The 22,610-nt window shown below is 65.0% G+C and carries 17 protein-coding genes; 12 read left to right on the top strand and 5 right to left on the bottom strand.

Annotated features, from left to right (window positions below; all coding sequences use genetic code 11):
• The first annotated feature begins 211 nt into the window (after positions 1–211).
• The 4 genes from Q7C30_RS16370 to Q7C30_RS16355 all read left to right on the top strand — a co-directional run bounded on the left by Q7C30_RS16370 (position 212) and on the right by Q7C30_RS16355 (position 5,048).
• On the top strand, positions 212–1,081 hold the full coding sequence (locus Q7C30_RS16370) for a LysR substrate-binding domain-containing protein (RefSeq protein ID WP_317872136.1): 870 nt from the start codon (positions 212–214) through the stop codon (positions 1,079–1,081).
• 127 nt (positions 1,082–1,208) lie between these two features.
• Entirely contained in the window at positions 1,209–2,267 is a 1,059-nt protein-coding gene (locus tag Q7C30_RS16365; RefSeq protein ID WP_317872135.1) for a putative 2-aminoethylphosphonate ABC transporter ATP-binding protein, read from the top strand.
• Between the two features lies 1 nt (position 2,268).
• Positions 2,269–3,993, top strand: a complete 1,725-nt coding sequence (locus tag Q7C30_RS16360; RefSeq protein WP_317872134.1) for a putative 2-aminoethylphosphonate ABC transporter permease subunit — start codon at positions 2,269–2,271, stop codon at positions 3,991–3,993.
• A gap of 29 nt (positions 3,994–4,022) precedes the next feature.
• Positions 4,023–5,048 carry a putative 2-aminoethylphosphonate ABC transporter substrate-binding protein gene (locus Q7C30_RS16355; protein ID WP_317872133.1) on the top strand — a complete coding sequence of 342 codons (1,026 nt, stop codon included), beginning with the start codon at positions 4,023–4,025 and terminating at the stop codon, positions 5,046–5,048.
• Between the two features lie 29 nt (positions 5,049–5,077).
• Here the strand turns inward: Q7C30_RS16355 and Q7C30_RS16350 are convergent, their stop codons facing one another.
• Both Q7C30_RS16350 and Q7C30_RS16345 read right to left on the bottom strand, forming a co-directional pair.
• The gene (locus tag Q7C30_RS16350; RefSeq protein ID WP_304482908.1) at positions 5,078–6,442 is read right to left on the bottom strand and encodes a GTPase/DUF3482 domain-containing protein; all 1,365 of its coding nucleotides are present in this window, start codon (positions 6,440–6,442) and stop codon (positions 5,078–5,080) included.
• Complete coding sequence (locus tag Q7C30_RS16345; protein ID WP_317872132.1) at positions 6,435–7,814, bottom strand: DUF2868 domain-containing protein; 1,380 nt, start codon at positions 7,812–7,814, stop codon at positions 6,435–6,437. The genes Q7C30_RS16350 and Q7C30_RS16345 overlap by 8 nt, the downstream gene beginning before the upstream one ends.
• 65 nt (positions 7,815–7,879) lie before the next feature.
• Between Q7C30_RS16345 and Q7C30_RS16340 the strand changes: the two genes are divergently transcribed.
• Complete coding sequence (locus Q7C30_RS16340) at positions 7,880–8,395, top strand: dihydrofolate reductase (protein ID WP_317872131.1); 516 nt, start codon at positions 7,880–7,882, stop codon at positions 8,393–8,395.
• A gap of 31 nt (positions 8,396–8,426) precedes the next feature.
• Here the strand turns inward: Q7C30_RS16340 and Q7C30_RS16335 are convergent, their stop codons facing one another.
• Positions 8,427–9,818, bottom strand: coding sequence for an L-cystine transporter (locus Q7C30_RS16335; RefSeq protein WP_317872130.1), 1,392 nt, complete (start codon positions 9,816–9,818; stop codon positions 8,427–8,429).
• A gap of 244 nt (positions 9,819–10,062) precedes the next feature.
• Here Q7C30_RS16335 and Q7C30_RS16330 point away from each other — a divergent pair, with 244 nt between their 5' ends.
• Positions 10,063–11,118, top strand: a complete 1,056-nt coding sequence (locus tag Q7C30_RS16330; protein ID WP_304482906.1) for a haloacid dehalogenase-like hydrolase — start codon at positions 10,063–10,065, stop codon at positions 11,116–11,118.
• 24 nt (positions 11,119–11,142) lie between these two features.
• On the opposite strand, the gene Q7C30_RS16325 is transcribed toward Q7C30_RS16330, so the two are convergent.
• Positions 11,143–12,558, bottom strand: a complete 1,416-nt coding sequence (locus Q7C30_RS16325) for a CYTH domain-containing protein (RefSeq protein ID WP_317872129.1) — start codon at positions 12,556–12,558, stop codon at positions 11,143–11,145.
• A gap of 103 nt (positions 12,559–12,661) precedes the next feature.
• Between Q7C30_RS16325 and argE the strand changes: the two genes are divergently transcribed.
• Positions 12,662–13,804, top strand: a complete 1,143-nt coding sequence (gene argE / locus Q7C30_RS16320; RefSeq protein ID WP_039581751.1) for an acetylornithine deacetylase — start codon at positions 12,662–12,664, stop codon at positions 13,802–13,804.
• A gap of 124 nt (positions 13,805–13,928) precedes the next feature.
• Positions 13,929–15,227: an amino-acid N-acetyltransferase gene (gene argA / locus Q7C30_RS16315; RefSeq protein WP_317872128.1), complete on the top strand. Its 1,299-nt coding sequence runs from the start codon at positions 13,929–13,931 to the stop codon at positions 15,225–15,227.
• A 38-nt stretch (positions 15,228–15,265) separates the two neighbouring features.
• Here the strand turns inward: argA and Q7C30_RS16310 are convergent, their stop codons facing one another.
• Positions 15,266–16,642 (bottom strand): glutamine synthetase family protein, encoded by a 1,377-nt coding sequence (locus tag Q7C30_RS16310; RefSeq protein ID WP_029614915.1) that lies wholly within the window; start codon positions 16,640–16,642, stop codon positions 15,266–15,268.
• 644 nt (positions 16,643–17,286) lie between these two features.
• On the opposite strand from Q7C30_RS16310, the gene Q7C30_RS16305 reads away from it, so the two are divergent.
• The 4 genes from Q7C30_RS16305 (at position 17,287) to Q7C30_RS16290 (ending at position 22,577) form a co-directional block, all read left to right on the top strand.
• A complete protein-coding gene (locus tag Q7C30_RS16305) occupies positions 17,287–18,645 on the top strand; it encodes a glutamine synthetase family protein (protein ID WP_039581747.1) in 1,359 nt (452 codons plus the stop codon).
• A 48-nt stretch (positions 18,646–18,693) separates the two neighbouring features.
• A complete protein-coding gene (locus Q7C30_RS16300; protein ID WP_116889772.1) occupies positions 18,694–20,055 on the top strand; it encodes an aspartate aminotransferase family protein in 1,362 nt (453 codons plus the stop codon).
• A gap of 168 nt (positions 20,056–20,223) precedes the next feature.
• Positions 20,224–21,321 carry a polyamine ABC transporter substrate-binding protein gene (locus tag Q7C30_RS16295; protein WP_317872127.1) on the top strand — a complete coding sequence of 366 codons (1,098 nt, stop codon included), beginning with the start codon at positions 20,224–20,226 and terminating at the stop codon, positions 21,319–21,321.
• A gap of 161 nt (positions 21,322–21,482) precedes the next feature.
• On the top strand, positions 21,483–22,577 hold the full coding sequence (locus Q7C30_RS16290) for a polyamine ABC transporter substrate-binding protein (protein ID WP_317872126.1): 1,095 nt from the start codon (positions 21,483–21,485) through the stop codon (positions 22,575–22,577).
• Positions 22,578–22,610 lie beyond the last annotated feature (33 nt).

Raw genomic sequence — 22,610 nt, 5'->3', positions numbered from 1 at the left:
AAGTTTTGAGCGGCAAGCTGATCGAGGGGAATGTGCGATTGATGAAGCGACGCCGCACCGCTGTGACTTGCCGCTTGTAGCTCGAAACTTGCGGCTCAAGCTTCAAGCTGATCGAGGGGAATGTGCGATTGATGAGACGACGCCTGACAGCTGTGACTTGCCGCTTGCCGCTCGAAGCTTGCGGCTGGCCGCCCCTCCGGGGCGGCCCCCTATGCTGAGCGCCGAGCTGAGGGCGTTCTATATGGTGGCGCGTCTGGGCAGCATCACTCAGGCGGCGAAGAAGCTTGGGCTGAGTCAGCCGACGGTGACCACGCAGGTGCGCAACCTGGAAAGCCAGTACGGCATCGAACTGTTCTACAGGGGCGGGCGGCGGCTGGTGCTCAGCGACGAAGGCGTGCGCTTGCTGCCACGGGTCAAGGCGCTGCTGCAGCAGGAAGCGGACATCGAGTTCGAGCTGCGCAATGGCGCCCAGGGGCAGGGCAGCCTGCGTCTGGCGGCTACGGCGCCGTACTACATGCTCGACCTGGTGAAGGTTTTTCGTGAGCGGCTGCCGCAGGTCGAGGTGACCGTCGAGATCGGCAACTCTCAGCAGGTGCTGGAGATGCTCGAAGACTACCGCGTGGATGTCGCTGCCTCGTCGCAGTGTGTCGAGGATGCGCGCTTGGTTCGGCGGCTGTTGGGCAGCGATCCGCTGGTGGTGGCGGTGCACCGTAGCCATCCGTTGGCGCAGCGCCAGCACGTGACCATCGAGGCGCTCGCCGGGCACTGCCTGCTGATGCGCGAACGCGGCTCGACCACGCGTCAGCTTACCGAACGGCTGCTCGACGAGGCTGGCGTCAAGGCGGGAGCATTGCTGGAGATCGGCAGTCGCGAGTCGATCCGTGAAGGGGTGCTGCGCAATATCGGCGTCAGTGTCATCGCCCGCCATGAAGTGCCCCTGACCCCGGAACTGCGCGTGCTCACCCTGGAGCATGCGCCGGTGATGCACGAGTACCTGTACTGCCTGAAGGAGCGTCGACAGGCGCGCTTGCCGGCCGCGTTTCTGGGCGTTGCCCAGGAAGTGGCGGGAGTCGGGTTCTAGACGCGGTGTGAAAAGCCCGCGCCAACCCAAATCTGCCAATACCACCATCGCTCACTTTGCCCCAACCGCCACGCAACCTTCGCACGGCATTCCTAGCATGGCTCCATCTCTTCGATGAGGCCTTGCCATGAACCTCGCAACTCCCGGCACGCACCTGCACGTGCGCGGCATTCACAAGCGCTTCGGCGCATTCACCGCGCTGAACGACGTGAGCCTGGACGTCGCCGCCGGCGAGCTGGTGTGCCTGCTCGGCCCCTCCGGCTGCGGCAAGACCACGCTGCTGCGCTGCATCGCCGGGTTGGAACACCAGGACCAGGGCACCTTGTCCATTGGCGAGCGGGACATCTCCGAACTGCCGCCCCAGGCGCGCGACTACGGCATCCTGTTTCAGTCCTATGCGCTGTTTCCCAATCTCACCGTCGAAGCCAACATCGCCTATGGCCTGAACGGTTGCGGTCGCGGCGCGTCACGCCAACGGGTGGGGGAGATGCTCGCGCTGGTCGGCCTGACTGGTAGCGAGAAGAAGTACCCGAGCCAGTTGTCCGGCGGCCAGCAGCAGCGGGTGGCGCTGGCCCGCGCCCTGGCGCCGGCCCCCTCGCTGTTGCTGCTCGACGAGCCGATGTCGGCGCTCGACGCTCGGGTGCGTGAGCACCTGTGCGGTGAACTGCGCCAACTGCAACGTCAGCTCGGCATCACCACGCTGATGGTCACCCACAATCAGGATGAAGCCATGCTGATGGCCGACCGTATTGCGGTGATGAACAACGGCCAGGTCGAGCAGTACGCCACTGCGCAGGCCATCTACGACCGACCCGCCACACCCTTCGTCGCCGAGTTCGTCGGCCAGGGCAACTGGCTGCCGTTCCAGCGCCACGACGACCAGCACGCCCGGGTCGGAGGCCTGAACCTGCGCCTGGCGCCGGGCGCGGGCAAGGCTCGTAGCGGCAGGCTGTTCTGCCGTCCGGAAACGATCACGGTCAACCCCGCCGTGCATGAAGAAAACCTGTTCCCGGCCAAGGTCCGCGAAATCACCTTCCTCGGTAATCGCTGCCGCCTGAGCTTCGAGTTGCAAGCGCTGCCGGGCCATGCCTTGCTCGCCGAGCTGGCACCTGAGATCATGCCTCGGCTGCGGTCGCAGGACATCTGGGTGGCATTGCCGCCTCAGAGCCTGCAGGTGTTCGCCTGAGATGGGCCTGTCAATATCCGTGTCCTCGCCGTCTGCCAAGGCTGGAGCACGCGCGGGTGTCGCGCTCGGTGACCGGGTCTTCGTGGTCGGTGGCAAGGCTCTGCTGCTGGTGCTTCTGCTGCTGGCGGTGCTGCTGCCGCTGCTGGCGATCTTCTGGCGCGGCTTCAGTGGCGACGCCGGCCAGGGCGGTGGCCTGCAGGCGGCGGGTGAATTATTTGCCAGCGCCCACTTCCGCTGGCTGATCGGCAACAGCCTGACGGTCGGCCTGAGTGTGGCGCTGATCGTGGTGCCACTGGCCTACCTGTTCGCCTACGCCTTGCAACGCACGCTCATTCCGGCCAAGGGCCTGTGGCGGGGCATCTCCCTGTTGCCGCTGTTGGCCCCTTCGATGCTGCCGGCCATCGCGCTGGTCTATCTGTTCGGCAACCAGGGCCTGCTGCGCGGGCTGCTGAACGACAACATCTACGGCTTCTGGGGCATCGTGCTGGGCGAAGCCATCTACACCTTCCCGCATGCGCTGATGATTCTGCTGTCGGCCTTGTCGCTGGCCGACGCGCGGCTGTTCGATGCCGCTTCGAGCATGGGCGCAGGGCCCTGGCGGAGGTTTCGCAGCATTACCTGGCCCGCGACGCGGCAAGCGGTGTTCGCCGCATTCTGCCTGGTCTTCACCCTGACCATCACTGATTTTGGCGTGCCCGTGGTGGTCGGCGGCGACTATCAGGTGCTGGCCCTGGAGGCCTACAAGGCGGTGGTCGGCCAACAGCAGTTCGGCCGCGGCGCGCTGATCGGCATGGTCCTGCTGGTGCCCGCGCTGCTCAGTTTTGCCGTCGATGCCTGGCTGCGTCGGCGGCAGAGCCAGGCCATGAGCGGGAGGGCCGAGGCCTTCGTGCCGTCACCGTCGCGGGCGCGCGATGCCGTCTTCCTGGTGCTGGTACTGGTGGTCTGCGCGGCGCTGTTGGCGGTGATCGGCATGGCCGTGTACGCCTCGCTGGTCACCTTCTGGCCCTACAACCTGACCCTGTCGTTCAAGCACTACCTGTTCGAGGACACCGCTGGCGGTGGCTGGCTGGCCTACCGCAACAGCGTGACACTGGCGCTGTGCAGCGCGCTGATCGGCAGCCTGGTGATCTTCACCGGCGCCTACCTCATGGAGAAGACCCATGGCCAGCGCCTGCTCACCCAGAGCCTGCGCCTGCTCAGCTTCATCCCCATGGCGGTGCCGGGGCTGGTGCTGGGGCTGGGCTACGTTTTCTTCTTCAATCTGCCGGGCAATCCACTGCATGTGTTCTACGGCAGCTTGTCGCTGCTGGTGTTGTGCACCATCGCTCACTACCTGACCACCGCGCAGATGACCGCCAGCACCGCCCTGCGTCAGCTCGACGGTGAGTTCGAGGCCGCCGCGCTGTCGCTCAAGGCGCCGCTGTACCGGCACTTCCTGCGGGTCAGCGTGCCGATCTGCCTGCCGGCGTTGCTGGACATCGTGCGCTACCTGTTCGTCTCGGCGATGACCACGGTGTCGGCGGCGATCTTCCTCTACAGCCCGGACACCCTTCTGGCCGCCGTCGCCGTGCTGAACATGGACGATGCCGGCAATGTCGGTGGCGCTGCCGCCATGTCCACTTTGATCCTGCTGACCAGCGCCAGCGCCTCGCTGCTGCTGGCCGCCGCCTCACGGGGGTTGCTGCGCCGCTCCCAGGCCTGGCGTCAGCGCACCCCCATGCCCTGATCCGACTGCCCACTCCAAGGAACCGACTCATGTTCAAGCCACTCGCTCTTGCCGCTGTCGTCTGCGCCGTGTTCAGCCTGCAGGCCCAGGCGGCGACCACTCAACTGACCGTCTACACCGCGCTGGAGGCCGAGCAGCTCAAGCGCTACAAGCAAGCCTTCGAGCAGGCCAACCCGGATATCCAGATCAAATGGGTGCGGGACTCCACCGGGATCATCACCGCCAAGCTGCTGGCTGAAAAGGATCGCCCCCAGGCCGACGCGGTGTGGGGCCTGGCGGCGTCCAGCCTGGCCATTCTCGACCAGCACGGCATGCTCGAACCCTATGCGCCCAAGGACCTGGGCAAGATTGCGCCGAACTACCGCGATGCCGCCAACCCTCCGGCCTGGGTGGGCATGGACATTTGGGCTGCAACCGTATGCTTCAACACCGTTGAGGCCGAAAAGCAGGGCCTGAGCAAACCGGTGAGTTGGCAGGATCTGACCAAGCCTGAGTACAAGGGCAAGATCGTCATGCCTAACCCGGCCTCGTCAGGAACCGGCTTTCTCGATGTCAGCGCCTGGCTGCAGACCTTCGGCGAGGCGCAGGGCTGGGCGTACATGGACGCGCTGCACCAGAACATCGGGCAGTACGTTCATTCCGGCTCCAAGCCATGCAAGCTGGCAGCAGCAGGAGAATTCCCCATCGGCATCTCGTTCGAGTACCCGGCCGTGCAGCTCAAGCGCCAGGGCGCGCCGCTGGACATCGTGCTGCCCAAGGAAGGCCTGGGCTGGGAGATCGAAGCCACCGCGCTGATCAAGGGCACGCCCCAGGCCGACGCGGCGCGGCGCCTGGCGGACTTCTCGGCGAGCCCGGTGGCGATGGCGCTTTACAAGGAAAACTTCGCCGTACTCGCCGCGCCGGGTATCGCCAAGCCACAGACCGAATTGCCAGCGGACTATGAGCAGCGTTTGATCAAGAACGACTTCGTCTGGGCGTCGACGCATCGCGACCAGATCCTGGCCGAATGGCGCAAGCGTTATGACGGCAAGTCGGAGAAGGTGGCTCAGCCCTAGACGTCTTCAGCGGCGTTTATCCACGTGGATCACAACTGAGTCACCAGCGACTCCACCTGCTCCTGGCGCTCCGCCTGATTGACCCGCGCCCCGGGGTTGAGCGTCGACCACTGCGGATGCGCCCGCGCTCGGCGCAGGGCCTCTGGCAGCTTGCCTTCACGCCAGGCCTTCTCGTCCAGTTCGGCCAGGTGCACCCGCTCTTGGGCCGCATGGCCGCGGCTGTCCAGCGCCTGCATCAGTTGCTGCTGACGCAGGGCCAGCAGGCGCAGCACGCTGTCGTCGACCGTCAGTTCGCGGCGGCCCTTGAACTTGCCCATCAGGCGCGAGCCGTAGCTACGCGCTGTTTGCAAGGCGCCGCCCGCAATCGCGCCGGCCAGGGCGGCTGCGCCCAGGGTCAGACCGCCGACCAGCAGATCGACGCCGGCACCGGCGGCGGCGCCAGCGGCTACCCCGCTGCCCAGGCGCACTCCCAGCAGCTTGAGGGTTTCCGGGTTGAACAGGTCGTCGCCCCAGCGGCCGTCGAGCAGCGGCAGGTCGCTGGCGTGGGCATCATCGCGGCGGAAGGCATACAGCTTGAGCAGCGCCTCGACGCAGCGCTGTTCGCGCTGGCGCACATCCTGGCGCAGGGTTTCCATGGCCCTGGCTTCGGCGGCCGGCTCGGCTTCGACGCTGCGTCGGCAGGCGGCGCAGTCGAGCAGCAGTTCAGCGACCAGGCGCTTGCCGCTGTGCTGGCGGGCCACACGCTGGGCCTGCTGGTCGTCGATCAGGCGCTGCAAGGCCGGACGTGCATCCTCCAGCATCAAGGCCAGGCTTTCGTACAGACGTCGCTCGCCGTCCTCCGGCGGAGCCACGCTGTCGAACCGCACCAGCGCGTGCAGCCCCAGGCGGGCCAGGGCTTCACGCCACTGTGGCTCGCGGTGCGTTTCGCTGGCGACGAAATTGAGTACCGGCAGCAGCGGTTTGCCGCAGCCGGCCAGCACTTCCAGTTCGTCGCGGTACTTGGCCAGGACCGGTTCGCGGGCGTCGATCACGTACAGCCCGGCCGTGCTCGCCTGCAACTGGCGCAGCACCTTGGCCTCCTGCTCGAAGCGCTGGCGCGCCTCGGCGCCTTGCAGAAAACGCTCCAGCCGCGCCGGGCCGTCGAGGCGTTCGCCCGGACGTTCGAGGCGCTCCAGGTAATCGAGCAGGGCGATGGCATCTTCCAGGCCCGGGGTGTCGTAGAGCTCCAGCAGCGGCTCGCCCTCCACCGACAGCCGCGCACCTTCCACATGGCGTGTGGTACTGGGCCGATGGCTCACCTCGCCGAAGCCGACATCGCGGGTGAGCGTGCGCAGCAGCGAGGTCTTGCCGACGTTGGTATGGCCGACCACGGCCAGTTTCAGCGGCTCAGTCATGGCCATGCTCCAGCCAGGTCAAAGGAGAGGTGTCGGTATGGGACAGGCCGAGACGATCCAGCGCCTCGTGCCAGTTGGCCAGGCGCGCGGCGTCCGGGGTTTGTCCGGCAAGCGTTGGCAGCAGCCAGATGCGTGTGCTGCCGGCGTTGCGGGCCAGTTCAGCGAGCAGCGCCAGGCTGCCGCGGTCAGGCGAGCGTTGCGGGTCGCAGGCGATCAGCAGGCGCGCGGGCGGGAAGCGGCTCAGTTGCTCCAGGAGCTTGTGGCGCGAGGCTCGGGAATCGAGCACGCCGGCATCGGTGATCGCTGCCGGCAGCGTCGGTGGCCAGGTGCGTTGTTCGTCCAGCTCCAGGCCCACCAGCAGGGCGCCACTGCTGCCGGCTTCCAGTTGGCCGGCGGCGAACTGCGGCAACTGTTCGGGCGCTGCGTCCTGTACGCCAAGCCGCTCGCTGTGCGGCATCAGCGCGTCGCGCAAGTGCGCATGGCCGGGCAGGTCGAGGTCCAGCGTCAGCCGTTGGCGCCCCTGATGCCAGCGCCACAGACACAGGCTGGCCAGCAGCAGACGCGGCAGCAAGCCGTACACCAGCACCACGCCGAGCAGCCAACTGGCCCAGGCCTGCCGGGCGAGGTCCAGACTCGGCGACGTCGCGCCGCTGGCGCGGATCATGGCCTCGTCCGGCACGCTGAAGCCCAGCAGCGAGGGCAGGGCGCCAAGGGTTTGGGTGAGGGCGATGAAAGGCTCGGGGGCGAGCAGGGTGGTTTCCCAGACGAAGCCGTAGCGCCGCGCCGTCAGCAACGCCAGCAGCATGCCCAGGGCCGCGCTCATGGCCAGCAGCCACAGGCCATGCACCAGCAGGCCCAGCAGCCAGCGGCTCAGGCGTTGGCGCTGCAACAGCACCAGCAGGGCGGGCGCCAGGTGTGCGGCCTTGGCATCGCGGGCGAAGCGTTCGCTGAGCCACAGCCATAGCCGCCCGAGCGCGGCGCCCTGCTCGCCGGCGAAGAAAAAGCCCAAGGCCCAGCCAAGCAGCAGTGCCAGGTTCAGCCCCAGCAGGCTGCCCAACGCCCAGAACACGTTCACTGGTCGTTGGCCATCGCCCAAAGCGGCCAGGCCAAGGCCGGCGCCGCTGAGCACGGCGATGAGCATGAGCGCCAGCAGGGCCAAACGCGCGCCTTGCTTCCAGTGGCGCAGGGCCTGGCTGATGCCGTCGCGCTCGGCCAGCCATAGGGCACGGGTCTCGATGCGCGTGGCCAGGTCACCGCCCTGTTGGCGGGCGCGGCGGTTGGCCTCCTGGTCTTCCAGGGGGCCGGCCTGTTCTTCGCGCAGGCGCACGGCTTCGGTGAGCCAGCGGCGGTCCAGTTCGGTGGGTGCAGTCACGGGGTCTTCCTGTACACAGGTCGGGCTCAAGCATAACCCAGGCGCCGGGTGCTATCCTCGCCGACATGAAGACATCACTCCCCCTCAGCCTGATCGCGGCGCTCGCCGAGAACCGCGTGATCGGTATCGACAACTCCATGCCCTGGCACCTGCCGGGGGATTTCAAGTATTTCAAGGCCACCACGCTGGGCAAGCCGATCATCATGGGCCGCAAGACCTGGGACTCGCTGGGCCGACCACTGCCGGGCCGGCTGAACCTTGTGGTCAGTCGTCAGCCGGGGCTGACCTTGCCGGGCGCCGAGGTGTTCGCCTCGCTGGAAGCGGCCGTGCAACGGGCCGAGCAGTGGGCGCGCGAGCAGGGCGTCGAAGAGCTGATGCTGATCGGCGGGGCGCAGTTGTACGGGCAGGCGCTGGAAAAGGGTTTGGTGAGTCGCATGTACCTGACCCGGGTGGAGCTGGCGCCGCCAGGCGATGCCTGGTTCCCGGCGTTCGAGCCGGCGCAGTGGACGCTCGCCTCGACCGCGCGGCAGGTCGAGGAAGGCAATCCGGTGTACCACTTCGAGGTGTGGGACAAGCGCTAGGAACGGCGCATGGCCGTCCCTAGGCTCACGCTCAGGAATGGCTCAGTTCGGCGTGTTCATCGTCCGCCAGCACGGCTTTGTCGGTCTGCTTGAGCAACTGACTGGTGACCACGCCGGCGGTCATCGAACCGTTCACGTTCAATGCCGTGCGGCCCATGTCGATCAACGGCTCGACCGAAATCAGCAGCGCCACCAGCTCGACGGGCAGGCCCATCGCCGGCAACACGATCAGCGCGGCGAAGGTGGCGCCGCCGCCGACCCCGGCCACACCGGCCGAACTCAGGGTGACGATGGCCACCAGCGTGGCGATCCACAGCGGATCGAAGGTGTCGATGCCCACCGCCGGCGCGACCATCACCGCCAGCATCGCCGGATACAGCCCGGCGCAGCCGTTCTGGCCGATGGTGGCGCCGAACGAGGCGCTGAAGCTGGCGATCGACGGCGGCACGCCCAGGCGCTGGGTCTGCGCCTCGATGTTCAGCGGAATGCTGGCGGCGCTGGAGCGGCTGGTGAAGGCGAAGGTGAGCACCGGCCAGACCTTGCGCAGGAAACGCAGCGGGCTGACGCCGGTCAGCGCCAGGATTACCCCGTGCACCACGAACATCAGTCCCAGGCCCAGGTAGGACACCACCACGAAGCTGCCCAGCTTGAGAATGTCCTCCAGGTTGGAGCTGGCCACCACCTTGGTCATCAATGCCAGCACGCCGTAGGGCGTGAGCTTCATCACCAGGCGCACCAGGCGCATGACCCAGGCCTGCAGCACGTCGATGGCCGACAGCGCGCGCTGGCCCTTGTCCTGGTCATCCTTGATCAGCTGCAACGCTGCCAGGCCGAGGAACACGGCGAAGATCACCACGCTGATGATCGACGTGGGCTTGGCCCGCGCCAGGTCGCCCACCGGATTGCTGGGAATGAACGACAGCAGCAGGCGCGGGATGTCGAGGTCGGCGACCTTGCCGGCATAGTCGCTGTTGATGGTCTGCAAGCGCGCGGTTTCCTGCACGCCGGCCACCAGGCCCTCGGCGCTCAGGCCGAACAGGTTGGTCAGGGCGATGCCGATCAGCGCGGCGATGGCGGTGGTCAGCAGCAGCGTGCCGATGCTCAGGACGCTGATCCGCCCTAGCGCCGAGGCGTTGTGCAAGCGCGCCACGGCGCTGAGGATCGACGCTAAGATCAGCGGCATGACGATCATCTGCAGCAGGCCGACGTAGCCGTTGCCGACCAGGTCCAGCCAGCCGAGGGTGGCCTTGAGCACCGGGTGCCCGGCGCCGTACAGCGTATGCAGCACCAGGCCGAACAGCACGCCCAGCACCAGGCCGAGGAGGACCTTCTTGGCCAGGCTCCAGTCGGTACGGCGGGTTTGCGCCAGACCCAGCAGCAAGGCCAGGAATGCCAGCAGGTTGAGAGAAAGTGGCAGGTTCATCGAAGCTCCGTGAAGCACAAGTAGGGATCGCCTCTGTGAGCGATTGCGAACGGAAATGCTAACAGTCTGAAAACAAACGAATTTATACCTAAAGGTAATGTGCATAGTCGCGTATGGAATAACGCGGTGTCGCTCATGGACAATCAACGCGGCGTTTGCAGCCTTTCAAAGGTCGGTGTCAGACGCCTGTCTGTCATCAATCCGCACTAGGCTTCGGCGGTCCCGTCTCAGGAGAACGTAGCTCATGACCGTATCCCGACTGCTTACCGGTAGCCTCGCCCTGCTGCTCAGCGCCAGCACCTGGGCCGCCACCGAGCTCAAGCATTGGCCTGCCGAGGCCGCCAAACAGCTCGACGCGATGATCGCCGCCAACGCCAACCAGGGCAACTACGCGGTGTTCGACATGGACAACACCAGCTACCGCTACGATCTGGAAGAAGCGCTGCTGCCGTTCATGGAGAACAAGGGCCTGCTGACCCGCGACACGCTCGACCCCGCCTTGAAGCTGATTCCGTTCAAGGACACCGCCGAGCACAAGGAGAGCCTGTTCAGTTACTACTACCGCCTGTGCGAAATCGACGACATGGTCTGCTACCCCTGGGTGGCGCAGGTGTTCTCTGGCTTCACGCTCAAAGAGCTGAAGGTCCAGGTGGACGAGCTGATGGCGTCGAAGACGCCGATCCCGGCCACCTATTTCGAAGGCGATCAGCGCAAGACCACCGAGGTGCAGCCGCCCAAGGTGTTCGCGGGTCAGGCCGAGCTGTACAACAAGCTGATGGAGAACGGCATCGAGGTCTACGTGATCTCAGCGGCGTCCGAAGAGCTGGTGCGCATGGTCGCCTCCGATCCCCAGTACGGCTACAACGTCAAACCGCAGAATGTCATCGGCGTCAGCCTGCTGCTCAAGGACCGCGCCAGCGGCGCGCTGACCACGGCGCGCAAGCAGATCAGCGCCGGTCACTACGACGCCAAGGCCAACGAAGGACTGGAGTTGACCCCGTACCTGTGGACCCCGGCGACCTGGATGGCCGGTAAACAGGCGGCGATCCTCACCTACATCGACGAGTGGAAGCGCCCGGTGCTGGTGGGCGGCGATACCCCGACCAGCGATGGCTACATGCAGTTTCATGGCGTTGACGTGGACAAGGGCGGCATCCACTTGTGGATCAACCGCAAGGCCAAGTACATGGATCAGTTGAACGGCATGATTGCCAAGAACGCGGCGGCGCAGGCCAAGGAGGGGTTGCCGGTGACGGCGGACAAGAACTGGGTGATCGTCACGCCGGAGCAGATCCAGTAAAGGATCTGCCCCGAAGGCGGGGGCTCAGGCCTTGAGCAGATGCTTCCAGGCGCGGCTCTGCTCGATGGCGCGGGCCTGTTCGATGCGCGCTTCGAGCAGGGTCAGGGCAGGCGCGTCTTCGGCCGCTTGATCCTGCGCCTCGGGCGCCGTTTCGCCCAGCGGCTGTTCGGCCAGCTCGTGCAACTTCTTCAGGTCGCCGTACAGGCGATCCAGTTGCGGGGCTTCGAGCACCTGCCGCGCGTGGCGCAGCCAGGCCAGCAGTTGTTCGAGGCGCGGCAACTGCTCGCCGAGGTCTTCCGGGCGCTGGATGTACAGCGGCAGCTTCAGCGCGCGGCCTTCCTCGCCCAGCTCATGCTGCAGCCAGCTGGCCAACTGCGCCAAACCCTGACGCTCGCCGCGGCCCTTGCGCTCGCTGGTCCAGGCACGGGCCAGCAGCCAGCGCGAGGTTTCCAGGGAGAACTGGCCCCAGCGGGTGTCTTCGAGCTCTTCGGCGAACTGCTCGGGCGCGGCGCGACGAATGTCTTCGTCGTGATTGCCGGCCTGCACCAGCGGCCGCCAGTCTTCCAGCAGGGCGTCCAGGCGGCTGCGCAGGTCGCGGGTGCTGGCGCGGGGTGCGGCCTGACCCAGGCTGCTGGTCAGCGCCCGCAGTTCGGCCAGGCACTGCACCCAGTCCTGCAGCAGGCGCCAGTGGCCGTTGTGGCGGTATTGCTCGGCCAGACGCTGGCTGCTGCCCAGCAGTTGCCAGGCCAACGCGGCGTAGGCGTCGTCCACGCTCATCTCGGCATCCAGTTCCACCTGCGGCAGGCCCAACTCATAGCTGTCCGGCTCCATCAGGCGATAGCCGCGCTCGGCCTTGCTGATGTCGCAAGGCATCAGCGGCAAGCTGGCGGACAGCTCGGCCGCCAGCTCCAGCAGGGCCTGCGGGGCGCCTTCGCGCAGTTCCAGCTCCAGCTCGCAAATGGCTTCCTTGCGCTTGCCGGCGATCACGAAGCCTTGGTCCAGGGCGGCTTCGATCACCACCTTGGCCTTGCCGCGACCCCAGGAGATTTCTGCGTATTCACGGGTGAAGTCGGTGGTGAACAGCGGCTTGATGGTCTTCTTGTCCAGCTCGGCCAACTGCTCGGGCCAGCAGGTGGCGTCGAGCTTCTTCAGGTCCAGCTTGACCTTGTCCAGGTGCCACTCGTACTCGTTGCGCTCCGATAACCCCGCCACGCTCTGGCCGCGGCACTTGAGGGTCTGGATGATGACCTCGCCGTCGCGGCGCAGGCGCAGGGCCACGCGCGCGGCCGCCAGGTCGCGCTCGGGGGTGTCGAAGTACTGGTTGAGCAGCTCGCGGGTCTGCCAGCCGGACTTGTTGCGCTTCTTCAGCAAGGGGTGCTCGCGCAGGGCGGCAAGGGTCTCGCGGCTGGCGCGGAGCTTGAGTTCGGTTTCTGTGTGCATCGCTGGCTCGAAGGAAGGCGTGGTTGGCGCAGAGTCTACAGGAGTTGCCCTGTCAAGGGACGGCATTGCTATGATGGCCGCCATGCTTCCGAGGATTCCGCGCATGCCGTTGCCATCGCTCAAAGACCAGTTCGCCGCGCTGATCGCCGCGCCATCGGTGAGTTGCACCCAGGAGGCGCTGGATCAGTCCAACCGCCCGGTCATCGACCTGCTGGCCGGTTGGCTGGGCGACCTGGGCTTTCGCTGCGAGATCCAGCAGGTCACCCCGGGCAAGTTCAACCTGCTGGCCAGCCGCGGCAGCGGGCCGGGCGGCCTGGTGCTGGCGGGGCACAGCGATACCGTGCCGTTCGACGAGCAACTGTGGAAAACCGATCCGCTCACGCTCACGGAAGTGGACGGGCGTTGGGTAGGGCTGGGCAGTTGCGACATGAAAGGCTTCTTCGCCCTGGTCATCGAAGCGGTGCTGCCGTTGCTGGAGCACGACTTCAAGCAGCCGCTGCTGATCCTCGCCACCTGCGACGAGGAAAGCTCCATGTCCGGCGCTCGCGCCCTGGCCGACGCCGGGCAGCCGCTCGGACGAGCGGCGGTGATCGGCGAGCCCACCGGGCTCAAACCGATCCGCATGCACAAGGGCATCCTCATGGACCGCATCGACATTCTCGGGCGCAGCGGCCATTCGTCGGATCCCAGCCTGGGTCATAGCGCGCTGGAGGCCATGCACGCGGTGATGGGCGAACTGATGGGCCTGCGCCAGCAGTGGCAGCAGACCTTCCGCAACCCTCAGTTCAGCGTGCCCACCCCGACCTTGAACCTGGGCTGCATCCATGGCGGCGACAACCCCAACCGCATCTGCGGCCAGTGCGCCCTGGAGTTCGACCTGCGCCCGCTGCCGGGCATGGACGTCGAGCAACTGCGCGCGGCCATTCGCGAAAAGCTGGTGCCGCTGGCCGAGCGGCATGAGGTGCGCATCGATTACGCGCCGCTGTTCCCCGAGGTGCCGCCGTTCGAGCAGGCCGCTGACACCGAGCTGGTGCAACTGGCCGAACGCCTCACCGGCCACCGTGCCGAGGCCGTGGCCTTCGGCACCGAAGCGCCGTATCTTCAGCAGCTCGGGTGCCAGACCATCGTGCTCGGCCCTGGCGACATCGCCTGCGCCCACCAGCCCGGCGAGTACCTTGAAATGTCACGTATCGAGCCTACCGTGCGTGTATTGCGCGACCTGATCCGGCACTATTGCCTGAGCTGAATATCCAACGCCCAGATTCGTCCTGCCCAGAGGAGACCGCGCGTGACCGCAAGCCTGTTCCGACGATGACTTTCCACCGTTGTGCGCCTTCACCCGTCTCGTTCACTTAGCCACAGGCCCTGTCATGCCCGAATACGTCACCTGGCTGCGTCATGCCTCCCCGTACATCAATGCCCACCGCGACTGCACCTTCGTGGTCATGCTGCCGGGCGATGGCGTCGAACACCCCAACTTCGGCAACATCGTCCACGACCTGGTGCTGCTGCACAGCCTCGGCGTGCGCCTGGTGCTGGTCCACGGCTCGCGCCCGCAAATCGAAAGCCGCCTGGCCGAGCGTGGTCTGGCCCCGCATTACCACCGCGGCCTGCGCATCACCGATGCACCGACCCTGGACTGTGTGATCGATGCCGTCGGCGCGCTGCGCCTGGCCATCGAGGCACGCTTGTCGATGGACATCTCCGCCTCGCCCATGCAGGGCTCGCGCCTGCGCGTGGCCAGCGGCAACCTGGTCACCGCACGGCCCATCGGTGTGCTCGAGGGCGTGGACTACCACCACACCGGCGAGGTGCGACGCATCGACCGCAAGGGCATCAGCCGCCTGCTGGACGAGCGCTCCATCGTGCTGCTGTCGCCGCTGGGCTATTCGCCGACCGGGGAAATCTTCAACCTGGCCTGTGAAGACGTCGCCACCCGCGCGGCCATCGAGCTGGGCGCCGACAAGCTGCTGCTGTTCGGTGCCGAGCCGGGCCTGCTCGACGAGCACGGCAAGCTGGTGCGCGAACTGCGCCCGCAACAGGTGCCGGCGCACCTGCAACGGCTGGGCAGCGACTACCAGGGCGAGCTGCTCGACGCCGCAGCCGAAGCCTGCAAGGGCGGTGTGGCGCGCAGCCATATCGTCAGCTATGCCGAGAACGGCGCGCTGCTCACCGAGCTGTTCACCCGTGACGGCGGCGGCACGCTGGTGGCCAAGGAGCAGTTCGAGATCGTCCGCGAGGCGAGCATCGAGGACGTCGGCGGTTTGCTGGAACTGATCAGCCCACTGGAGGAGCAGGGCATTCTGGTGCGGCGCTCGCGCGAGGTGCTGGAGCGTGAGATCGAGCAGTTCAGCGTGGTCGAGCGCGACGGCATGATCATCGCCTGCGCGGCGCTGTACCCGATCGCCGAGTCCGAAGCGGGTGAGTTGGCGTGTCTGGCGGTGAACCCCGAATACCGCCACGGCGGGCGCGGCGACGACCTGCTCGAACGCATCGAGACGCGGGCGCGGCAGGCAGGTCTGAAAACCTTGTTCGTGCTGACGACGCGCACGGCGCACTGGTTCCGCGAACGCGGCTTCCAGCCCAGTGGGGTGGAGCGGCTGCCGGCAGCGCGAGCTTCGCTGTACAACTTCCAGCGCAATTCGAAGATTTTCGAGAAGGCGTTGTAAGCCAAAAAAAACGCCGCCCCGGAGGGCGGCGTTTTCAGTTACACGGTGTGCAGATACCAGTTGTACTCGAGGTCGGAGATCGAGTGTTCGAACTCCTCCAGCTCGCTTTCCTTGCACGCGACGAAGATGTCGATGTACTTCGGATCGATGTACTTGTTCAGGATCTCGCTGTCGTCCAGCTCGCGCAGGGCATCGCGCAGGTTGTTCGGCAGGCTTTGCTCCAACTGCTCGTAGGAGTTGCCTTCGATGGGTTGGCCCGGTTCGATCTGGTGGGTCAGGCCGTGGTGCACACCGGCCAGGACCGCCGCCATCATCAGGTACGGGTTGGCGTCGGCACCGGCCACGCGGTGCTCGATGCGCACCGCATCCGGCGAGCCGGTCGGCACGCGCAGGGCCACGGTGCGGTTGTCCAGGCCCCAGCTCGGCGCGTTCGGCACGTAGAACTGTGCGCCGAAGCGGCGGTAGGAGTTGACGTTGGGGCACAGGAACGCCATGGAGGCGGGCAGGGTCTCGAGCACACCGCCGACCGCGTGACGAAGCGCGGCGTTCTGCTCGGGATCCTCGCTGGTGAAGATGTTGTTGCCATCCTTGTCCAGCACGGAAATGTGCACATGCAGGCCATTGCCCGCCTGGCCCGGGTAGGGCTTGGCCATGAAGGTGGTGTCCATTTCATGGTCGTAGGCGATGTTCTTGATCAGGCGCTTGAGCAGCACAGCATAGTCGCAGGCCTTCAGCGGATCGGGCACATGGTGCAGGTTGACCTCGAACTGCGCCGGGGCGCTTTCCTTGACGATCGCGTCGGCCGGGATGCCCTGCTCTTTCGCGCCTTCGAGGATGTCCTGCAGGCAGTCGGCGTATTCGTCCAGGTCGTCGATCAGGTAGACCTGGGTCGACTGCGGACGCTTGCCGGAAATGGGTGAGCGCGGTGGCTGCGGACGGCCATTCACGTTCTCCTGGTCGATCAGGTAGAACTCCAGCTCGAACGCCGCGCAGATGGTCAGGCCCATGTCGGTGAACTTGCTCACCACCTGGCGCAACACTTCCCGTGGATCGGCGAAGAACGGCTCGCCTTCGAGTTCGTGCATGGTCATCAGCAGTTGCGCAGTCGGGCGCTTCTGCCAAGGTTCGTTGGAGAGGGTGTCCGGAATCGGATAGCAGATGCGGTCGGCATCGCCGATGTCCAGGCCCAGGCCTGTGCTTTCGACGGTCGAACCGTTGATGTCCAGGGCGAAGAGGGAGGCAGGCAGGTTGATGCCTTTCTCGTAAACCTTGTGAAGGCTCGTGCGTTCGATCCGCTTGCCACGAACCACACCATTCATATCTGCAATCAGAAGGTCAACGTAGAGAACCTCAGGATGTTCCTTAAGGAACGCGTTCGCTTCGTTAAGCTGAACGGCACGCGGGGGTACCGACATGATGCAACACCTTTGTTGTTAAAAATATCAATCAAGGAGAGCTTGCAGACCCAGTCAATCGAAAAGCCAAACTGATGTCAAGCGGCGCTCCAGATGCCCTGAAATGGCACGTCAACGGCATTTTTGCTGCATTGGAGGGCGTGGCATTATCCGCCAAGTCCGTATGAAAGGGCTATGGCGATGTTGCCGTATTTTATTTTTTACGGGGGTGTTGTGAAAAAAAATGAACGAGGCTAAGCTCGATCGCAACCCATAACAGTAATAATACGAGGGTCACATGGTCCGCCAGCCGCGACCTGAAAGCGCTGTCTGCACGGTGCAGCCAGGTCTTTTCGACGCTTGCCGCCCGGTCCCTGCCCGTCAGTGCCGCACCCGCCGTGCACTGGCCGCAATAATTGACGACCGGCACGCTCGGCCCTCGCTCCGTAGCAGTTTACTGCACGCCTTTCCCGCTTCCTGCCCGTTACCGTTTACACCGCCTGGCTGCCTGCGCCAGGGTTTTGCTTTGGTAACGTACTGCATCCAGAATCAATGCACGGGCCCGTTCGGGCTCGGCCGCGCCGTGCGTGCCGCCTTCGGGCCGCGCCAGGCGCCAGTAGCGCCCGGCCCGTTGGGCCTGGGTCAAACGACCTCCTGAGGTATTTATGAGCAACAACCTCGACCAGCTCACCGATTGGTTGAAAGAACACAAGATCACCGAAGTCGAATGCCTGATCAGCGACCTGACCGGCATCACTCGCGGCAAGATCTCGCCCACCAACAAATTCATCGCTGAAAAGGGCATGCGCCTGCCGGAAAGCGTTTTGTTGCAAACTGTGACTGGCGACTACGTCGACGACGACATCTATTACGACCTGCTCGACCCGGCCGACATCGACATGATCTGCCGCCCCGACCAGGACGCGGTCTATCTGGTGCCCTGGGCCATCGAGCCCACCGCCCAGGTCATCCACGACACCTACGACAAGAAGGGCAATCCGGTCGAGCTGTCGCCGCGCAACGTGCTGAAGAAAGTGCTCAAACTCTACGCCGACAAGGGCTGGCAGCCGATCGTCGCGCCGGAGATGGAGTTCTACCTGACCAAGCGCAGCGAAGACCCGGACTTCCCGTTGCAGCCCCCAGTGGGCCGTTCGGGCCGTCCGGAGACCGGTCGCCAGTCGTTCTCCATCGAGGCGGCCAACGAATTCGACCCCTTGTTCGAGGACGTCTACGACTGGTGCGAACTGCAGCAACTCGACCTCGACACCTTGATTCACGAAGACGGCACTGCGCAGATGGAGATCAACTTCCGTCACGGCGACGCGCTGCACCTGGCCGACCAGATCCTGGTGTTCAAGCGCACCATGCGCGAGGCCGCCCTCAAGCACAACGTGGCCGCCACCTTCATGGCCAAGCCCATGACCGGCGAACCGGGCAGTGCCATGCACCTGCACCAGAGCGTGATCGACATCGCCACCGGCAAGAATATCTTCTCCCATGAAGACGGCAGCATGAGCACGCTGTTCCTGCACCACATCGGTGGCCTGCAAAAGCTCATTCCTGAAGCGCTGCCGCTGTTCGCACCGAACGTCAACTCGTTCCGCCGCTTCCTGCCGGACACCTCGGCGCCGGTGAACGTGGAGTGGGGCGAAGAGAACCGCACCGTCGGCCTGCGCGTGCCGGATGCCGGCCCGCAGAACCGCCGCGTTGAGAACCGCCTGCCGGGCGCCGATGCCAACCCCTACCTGGCCATCGCCGCCAGCCTGCTGTGCGGGTACATCGGCATGGTCGAAGGCATCGAGGCCAGTGCGCCGGTGCAAGGTCGAGGCTACGAGCGCCGCAACCTGCGCCTGCCGCTGACCATCGAGGACGCCCTGGAGCGCATGGAAAACAGCCAGGCGCTGGAGCCGTACCTGGGCAAGAAGTTCATCACCGGCTATGTCGCCACCAAGCGTGCCGAGCATGAAAACTTCAAGCGCGTGATCAGCTCCTGGGAGCGTGAGTTCCTGCTGTTCGCCGTGTGATCAACCCTGCGGCCGCCAGCGCGCGGCCCTCGGACCCTGGAGAAACCGATGAGCGTCAACAATCCGCAAACCCGTGAATGGCAGCAGTTGAGCGGCGAGCACCACCTGGCCCCGTTCAGCGACTACAAGCAGTTGAAGGAAAAGGGCCCGCGCATCATCACCAAGGCCAAGGGCGTGCACCTGTGGGACAGCGAAGGCCAGCAGATCCTCGACGGCATGGCCGGCCTGTGGTGCGTGGCGGTTGGCTACGGCCGTGAGGAACTGGTGCAGGCGGCCGAGCGGCAGATGCGCGAGCTGCCCTACTACAACCTGTTCTTCCAGACTGCCCACCCACCGGCGCTGGAGCTGGCCAAGGCGATCACCGAGGTGGCGCCGGCGGGCATGAGCCATGTGTTCTTCACCGGCTCCGGCTCCGAGGGCAACGACACCGTGCTGCGCATGGTGCGTCATTACTGGGCGCTCAAGGGCAAGCCGCACAAGCAGACCCTCATCGGCCGGGTCAACGGCTATCACGGCTCCACCGTGGCCGGCGCCAGCCTGGGCGGCATGAGCGGCATGCATGAACAAGGCGGCTTGCCGATCCCGGGCATCGTCCACATCCCGCAGCCTTACTGGTTCGGCGAAGGCGGTGACATGACGCCCGACGCCTTCGGTGTGTGGGCGGCCGAGCAGTTGGAAAAGAAGATTCTCGAAGTCGGCGAAGACAACGTCGCGGCCTTCATCGCCGAGCCGATCCAGGGCGCTGGCGGGGTGATCATCCCGCCTGACACCTACTGGCCGAAGATCAAGGAGATCCTCGCCCGCTACGACATCCTGTTCGTCGCCGACGAAGTGATCTGCGGCTTCGGCCGCACCGGCCAGTGGTTCGGCAGCGATTACTACGACCTGGCGCCGGACCTGATGACCATCGCCAAGGGCCTGACCTCCGGCTACATCCCCATGGGCGGCGTGATCGTGCGCGACAAGGTGGCCCAGGTGCTCAGCGAAGGCGGTGACTTCAACCACGGCTTCACCTATTCCGGTCACCCGGTGGCAGCGGCGGTGGGGCTGGAAAACCTGCGCATCCTGCGCGAAGAAGGCATCGTCGAGCGTGCCCGCGACGAGGTGGCACCGTACTTGCAAAAACGACTGCGTGAGCTGCAGGACCACCCCCTGGTGGGCGAGGTGCGCGGCCTGGGTCTGCTCGGCGCGATCGAGCTGGTCAAGGACAAGGCGACCCGCAGCCGTTACGAGGGGCAGGGCGTGGGCATGATCTGCCGTAACTTCTGTTTCGACAACGGCCTGATCATGCGCGCGGTGGGCGACACCATGATCATCGCTCCGCCGCTGGTGATCAGCCACGCCGAAGTGGACGAACTGGTGGAAAAGGCGCGCAAGTGCCTGGACCTGACGCTGGAAGCCATCCGCTAGCCCTTTGCTAGGCTAGCGATGTGACATTAAGTGCTCGCCAGGCCTTGCCGTTGTTGAAACGGCGCCTGGTAACTTGCCAGACTAGCGGCTGTTTCAGTCGCCCGTCTTGCACCACGGGGACCTGGCCGCTGAACAGATGGCTACTAAGAACATTCTGGAGCACAACGCATGAAGAAAATGGGCAAGACGCTGCTGGCTGCCGCTCTGATGGGCGCCATGGCCACCGCTGTTCAGGCTGAAGACAAGGTGCTGAACGTCTACAACTGGTCCGACTACATCGCACCGGACACCATCGCCAAGTTCGAGAAGCAGACCGGCATCAAGGTCAAGTACGACGTCTTCGACAGCAACGAAACCCTCGAGGCCAAGCTGCTCGCCGGCAAGTCGGGCTACGACATCGTGGTGCCGTCGAACAACTTCCTGGCCAAGCAGATCAAGGCGGGCGTCTACCAGGAGCTGGACCGCTCCAAGCTGCCGAACTGGAAAAACCTCGACGAAGACCTGCTCAAGGCCGTCGGCGATGCCAGCGACAAGGGCAACAAATACGCCTTCCCCTACATGTGGGGCTCGATCGGTATCGGCTACAACCCTGAGAAGGTCAAGGCGGCGCTGGGCATCGACAAGATCGATTCGTGGGACGTGGTGTTCAAGCCCGAGAACATCGCCAAGCTCAAGAGCTGCGGCGTGAGCTTCCTGGATGCGCCGACCGAGATGCTGCCGGCCGCACTGCACTACCTGGGCCTGCCCACCGACAGCACCAAGAAGGAAGACCTGGCGGCGGCCGAGGACCTGTTCCTCAAGATTCGTCCGTCGATCACCTACTTCCACTCCTCCAAGTACATCGGTGACCTGGCCAACGGCAACATCTGCCTGGCCGTCGGCTACTCCGGTGACCTGGAGCAGTCCAAAGCCCGTGCCCATGAAGCGGGCGACAAGGTGAAACTGGACTACATCATTCCGAAAGAAGGCGCCGGTACCTTCTACGACATGGTGGCCATGCCCAAGGACGCGGATCATAAAGACGCGGCCTATCAGTTCATGAACTTCCTGCTGCAGCCGGAAATCATGGCCGAGATCACCAACGCCGTGCGCTTCCCCAACGGCAACAAGGCCGCTACCCAGTACGTGAACAAGGACATCACCAGCGACCCGAGCATTTATCCGCCGGCCGAGGTGAAGAAACAGTTGTACGCGATCGCTGCGCCCGAGGCTGCGGCTCAGCGCGTGATTACCCGTATCTGGACCAAGATCAAGTCGGGCAAGTAACGCCGATGCGTCACCTCTGGGCCGCCGAAGCGCGGTCCAGAGCGCTTTGAACGCGATTGTCGATTGCGGCATCGACGCCACGCAGGTAAGTTGCGCGGCCGTTTCGCGTGTACGGCCACACCCCGACGCCACCGAAGGCTCTGATTGTGAGGACCCACCCCTTGTCTATCTCTGTAGTGCGCAAGGCCATGATGGCTGGAGCAGGTCTGACGCTGGCCCTCAGCGTTCAAGCGGCGCCCACGGTGCATATCTACAACTGGTCGGACTATATCGGCCCCAACACGCTGGCCGATTTCGAGAAAGAAACCGGCATCAAGCCGGTGCTGGACGTGTTCGATTCCAACGAAACCCTGGAAGGCAAACTGCTGGCCGGCAACACCGGCTATGACGTGGTGGTGCCGTCCAACCATTTCCTCGGCAAGCAGATCAAGGCGGGCGCTTTCCAGCCGCTCGACAAGCAACTACTGCCCAACTATTCCAATCTCGATCCGGCGCTGATGAAGCGTCTGACCAAGAACGATCCGGGCAACCAGTACGCGGTGCCTTACCTGTGGGGCACCAACGGCATCGGCTACAACGTCGACAAGGTCAAGGCCGCGCTGGGTGTGGAACGCATCGACTCCTGGGCGGTGCTGTTCGAACCGGAGAACATGAAGAAGCTCTCCAAATGCGGCGTCGCGTTCCTCGACTCGGCGGACGAAATGCTGCCAGCGGTGCTCAACTACCTGGGGCTGGACCCCAACAGCAGCAACCCCAAGGACTACCAGAAGGCCGAGCAGAAACTGCTGGCCGTGCGTCCCTACGTGACCTATTTCCACTCCTCCAAATACATCACCGACCTGGCCAACGACGACATCTGCGTGGCCGCCGGTTTCTCCGGCGATGTATTCCAGGCCAAGGCGCGCGCCGCCGAGGCCAAGAAGGGCGTGAACCTGGCCTACGCCATTCCCAAGGAAGGCGGCAATCTCTGGTTCGACGTGCTGGCCATCCCCAAGGACGCCAAGAACGTCGAGCAGGCCCACGCCTTCATCAACTATTTGCTGAAACCTGAGGTTATCGCCCAGGTCAGTGACTACGTCGGTTATGCCAACCCCAACCTCAAGGCTGGCGACCTGATGGATCAGGCTGTGAGAACTGACGCCGCGGTCTACCCACCGCAGGAAGTGCTGGACAAGATGTTCGTCAACGCGGAGTTGCCCCCCAAGGTGCAACGTCTGATGACCCGCAGCTGGACCAAGGTCAAGTCGGGCAAGTAACCATCCAGACCCGGCGCGGCCCTGCACACAGGC

The organism is Pseudomonas sp. RAC1, from assembly GCF_030658255.1.
Classification (GTDB): Bacteria; Pseudomonadota; Gammaproteobacteria; order Pseudomonadales; family Pseudomonadaceae; genus Aquipseudomonas; species Aquipseudomonas boreofloridensis.
The sequence above is the reverse complement of the archived record's forward strand: the minus strand, read 5'-3'. Positions and strand labels throughout refer to the sequence as shown.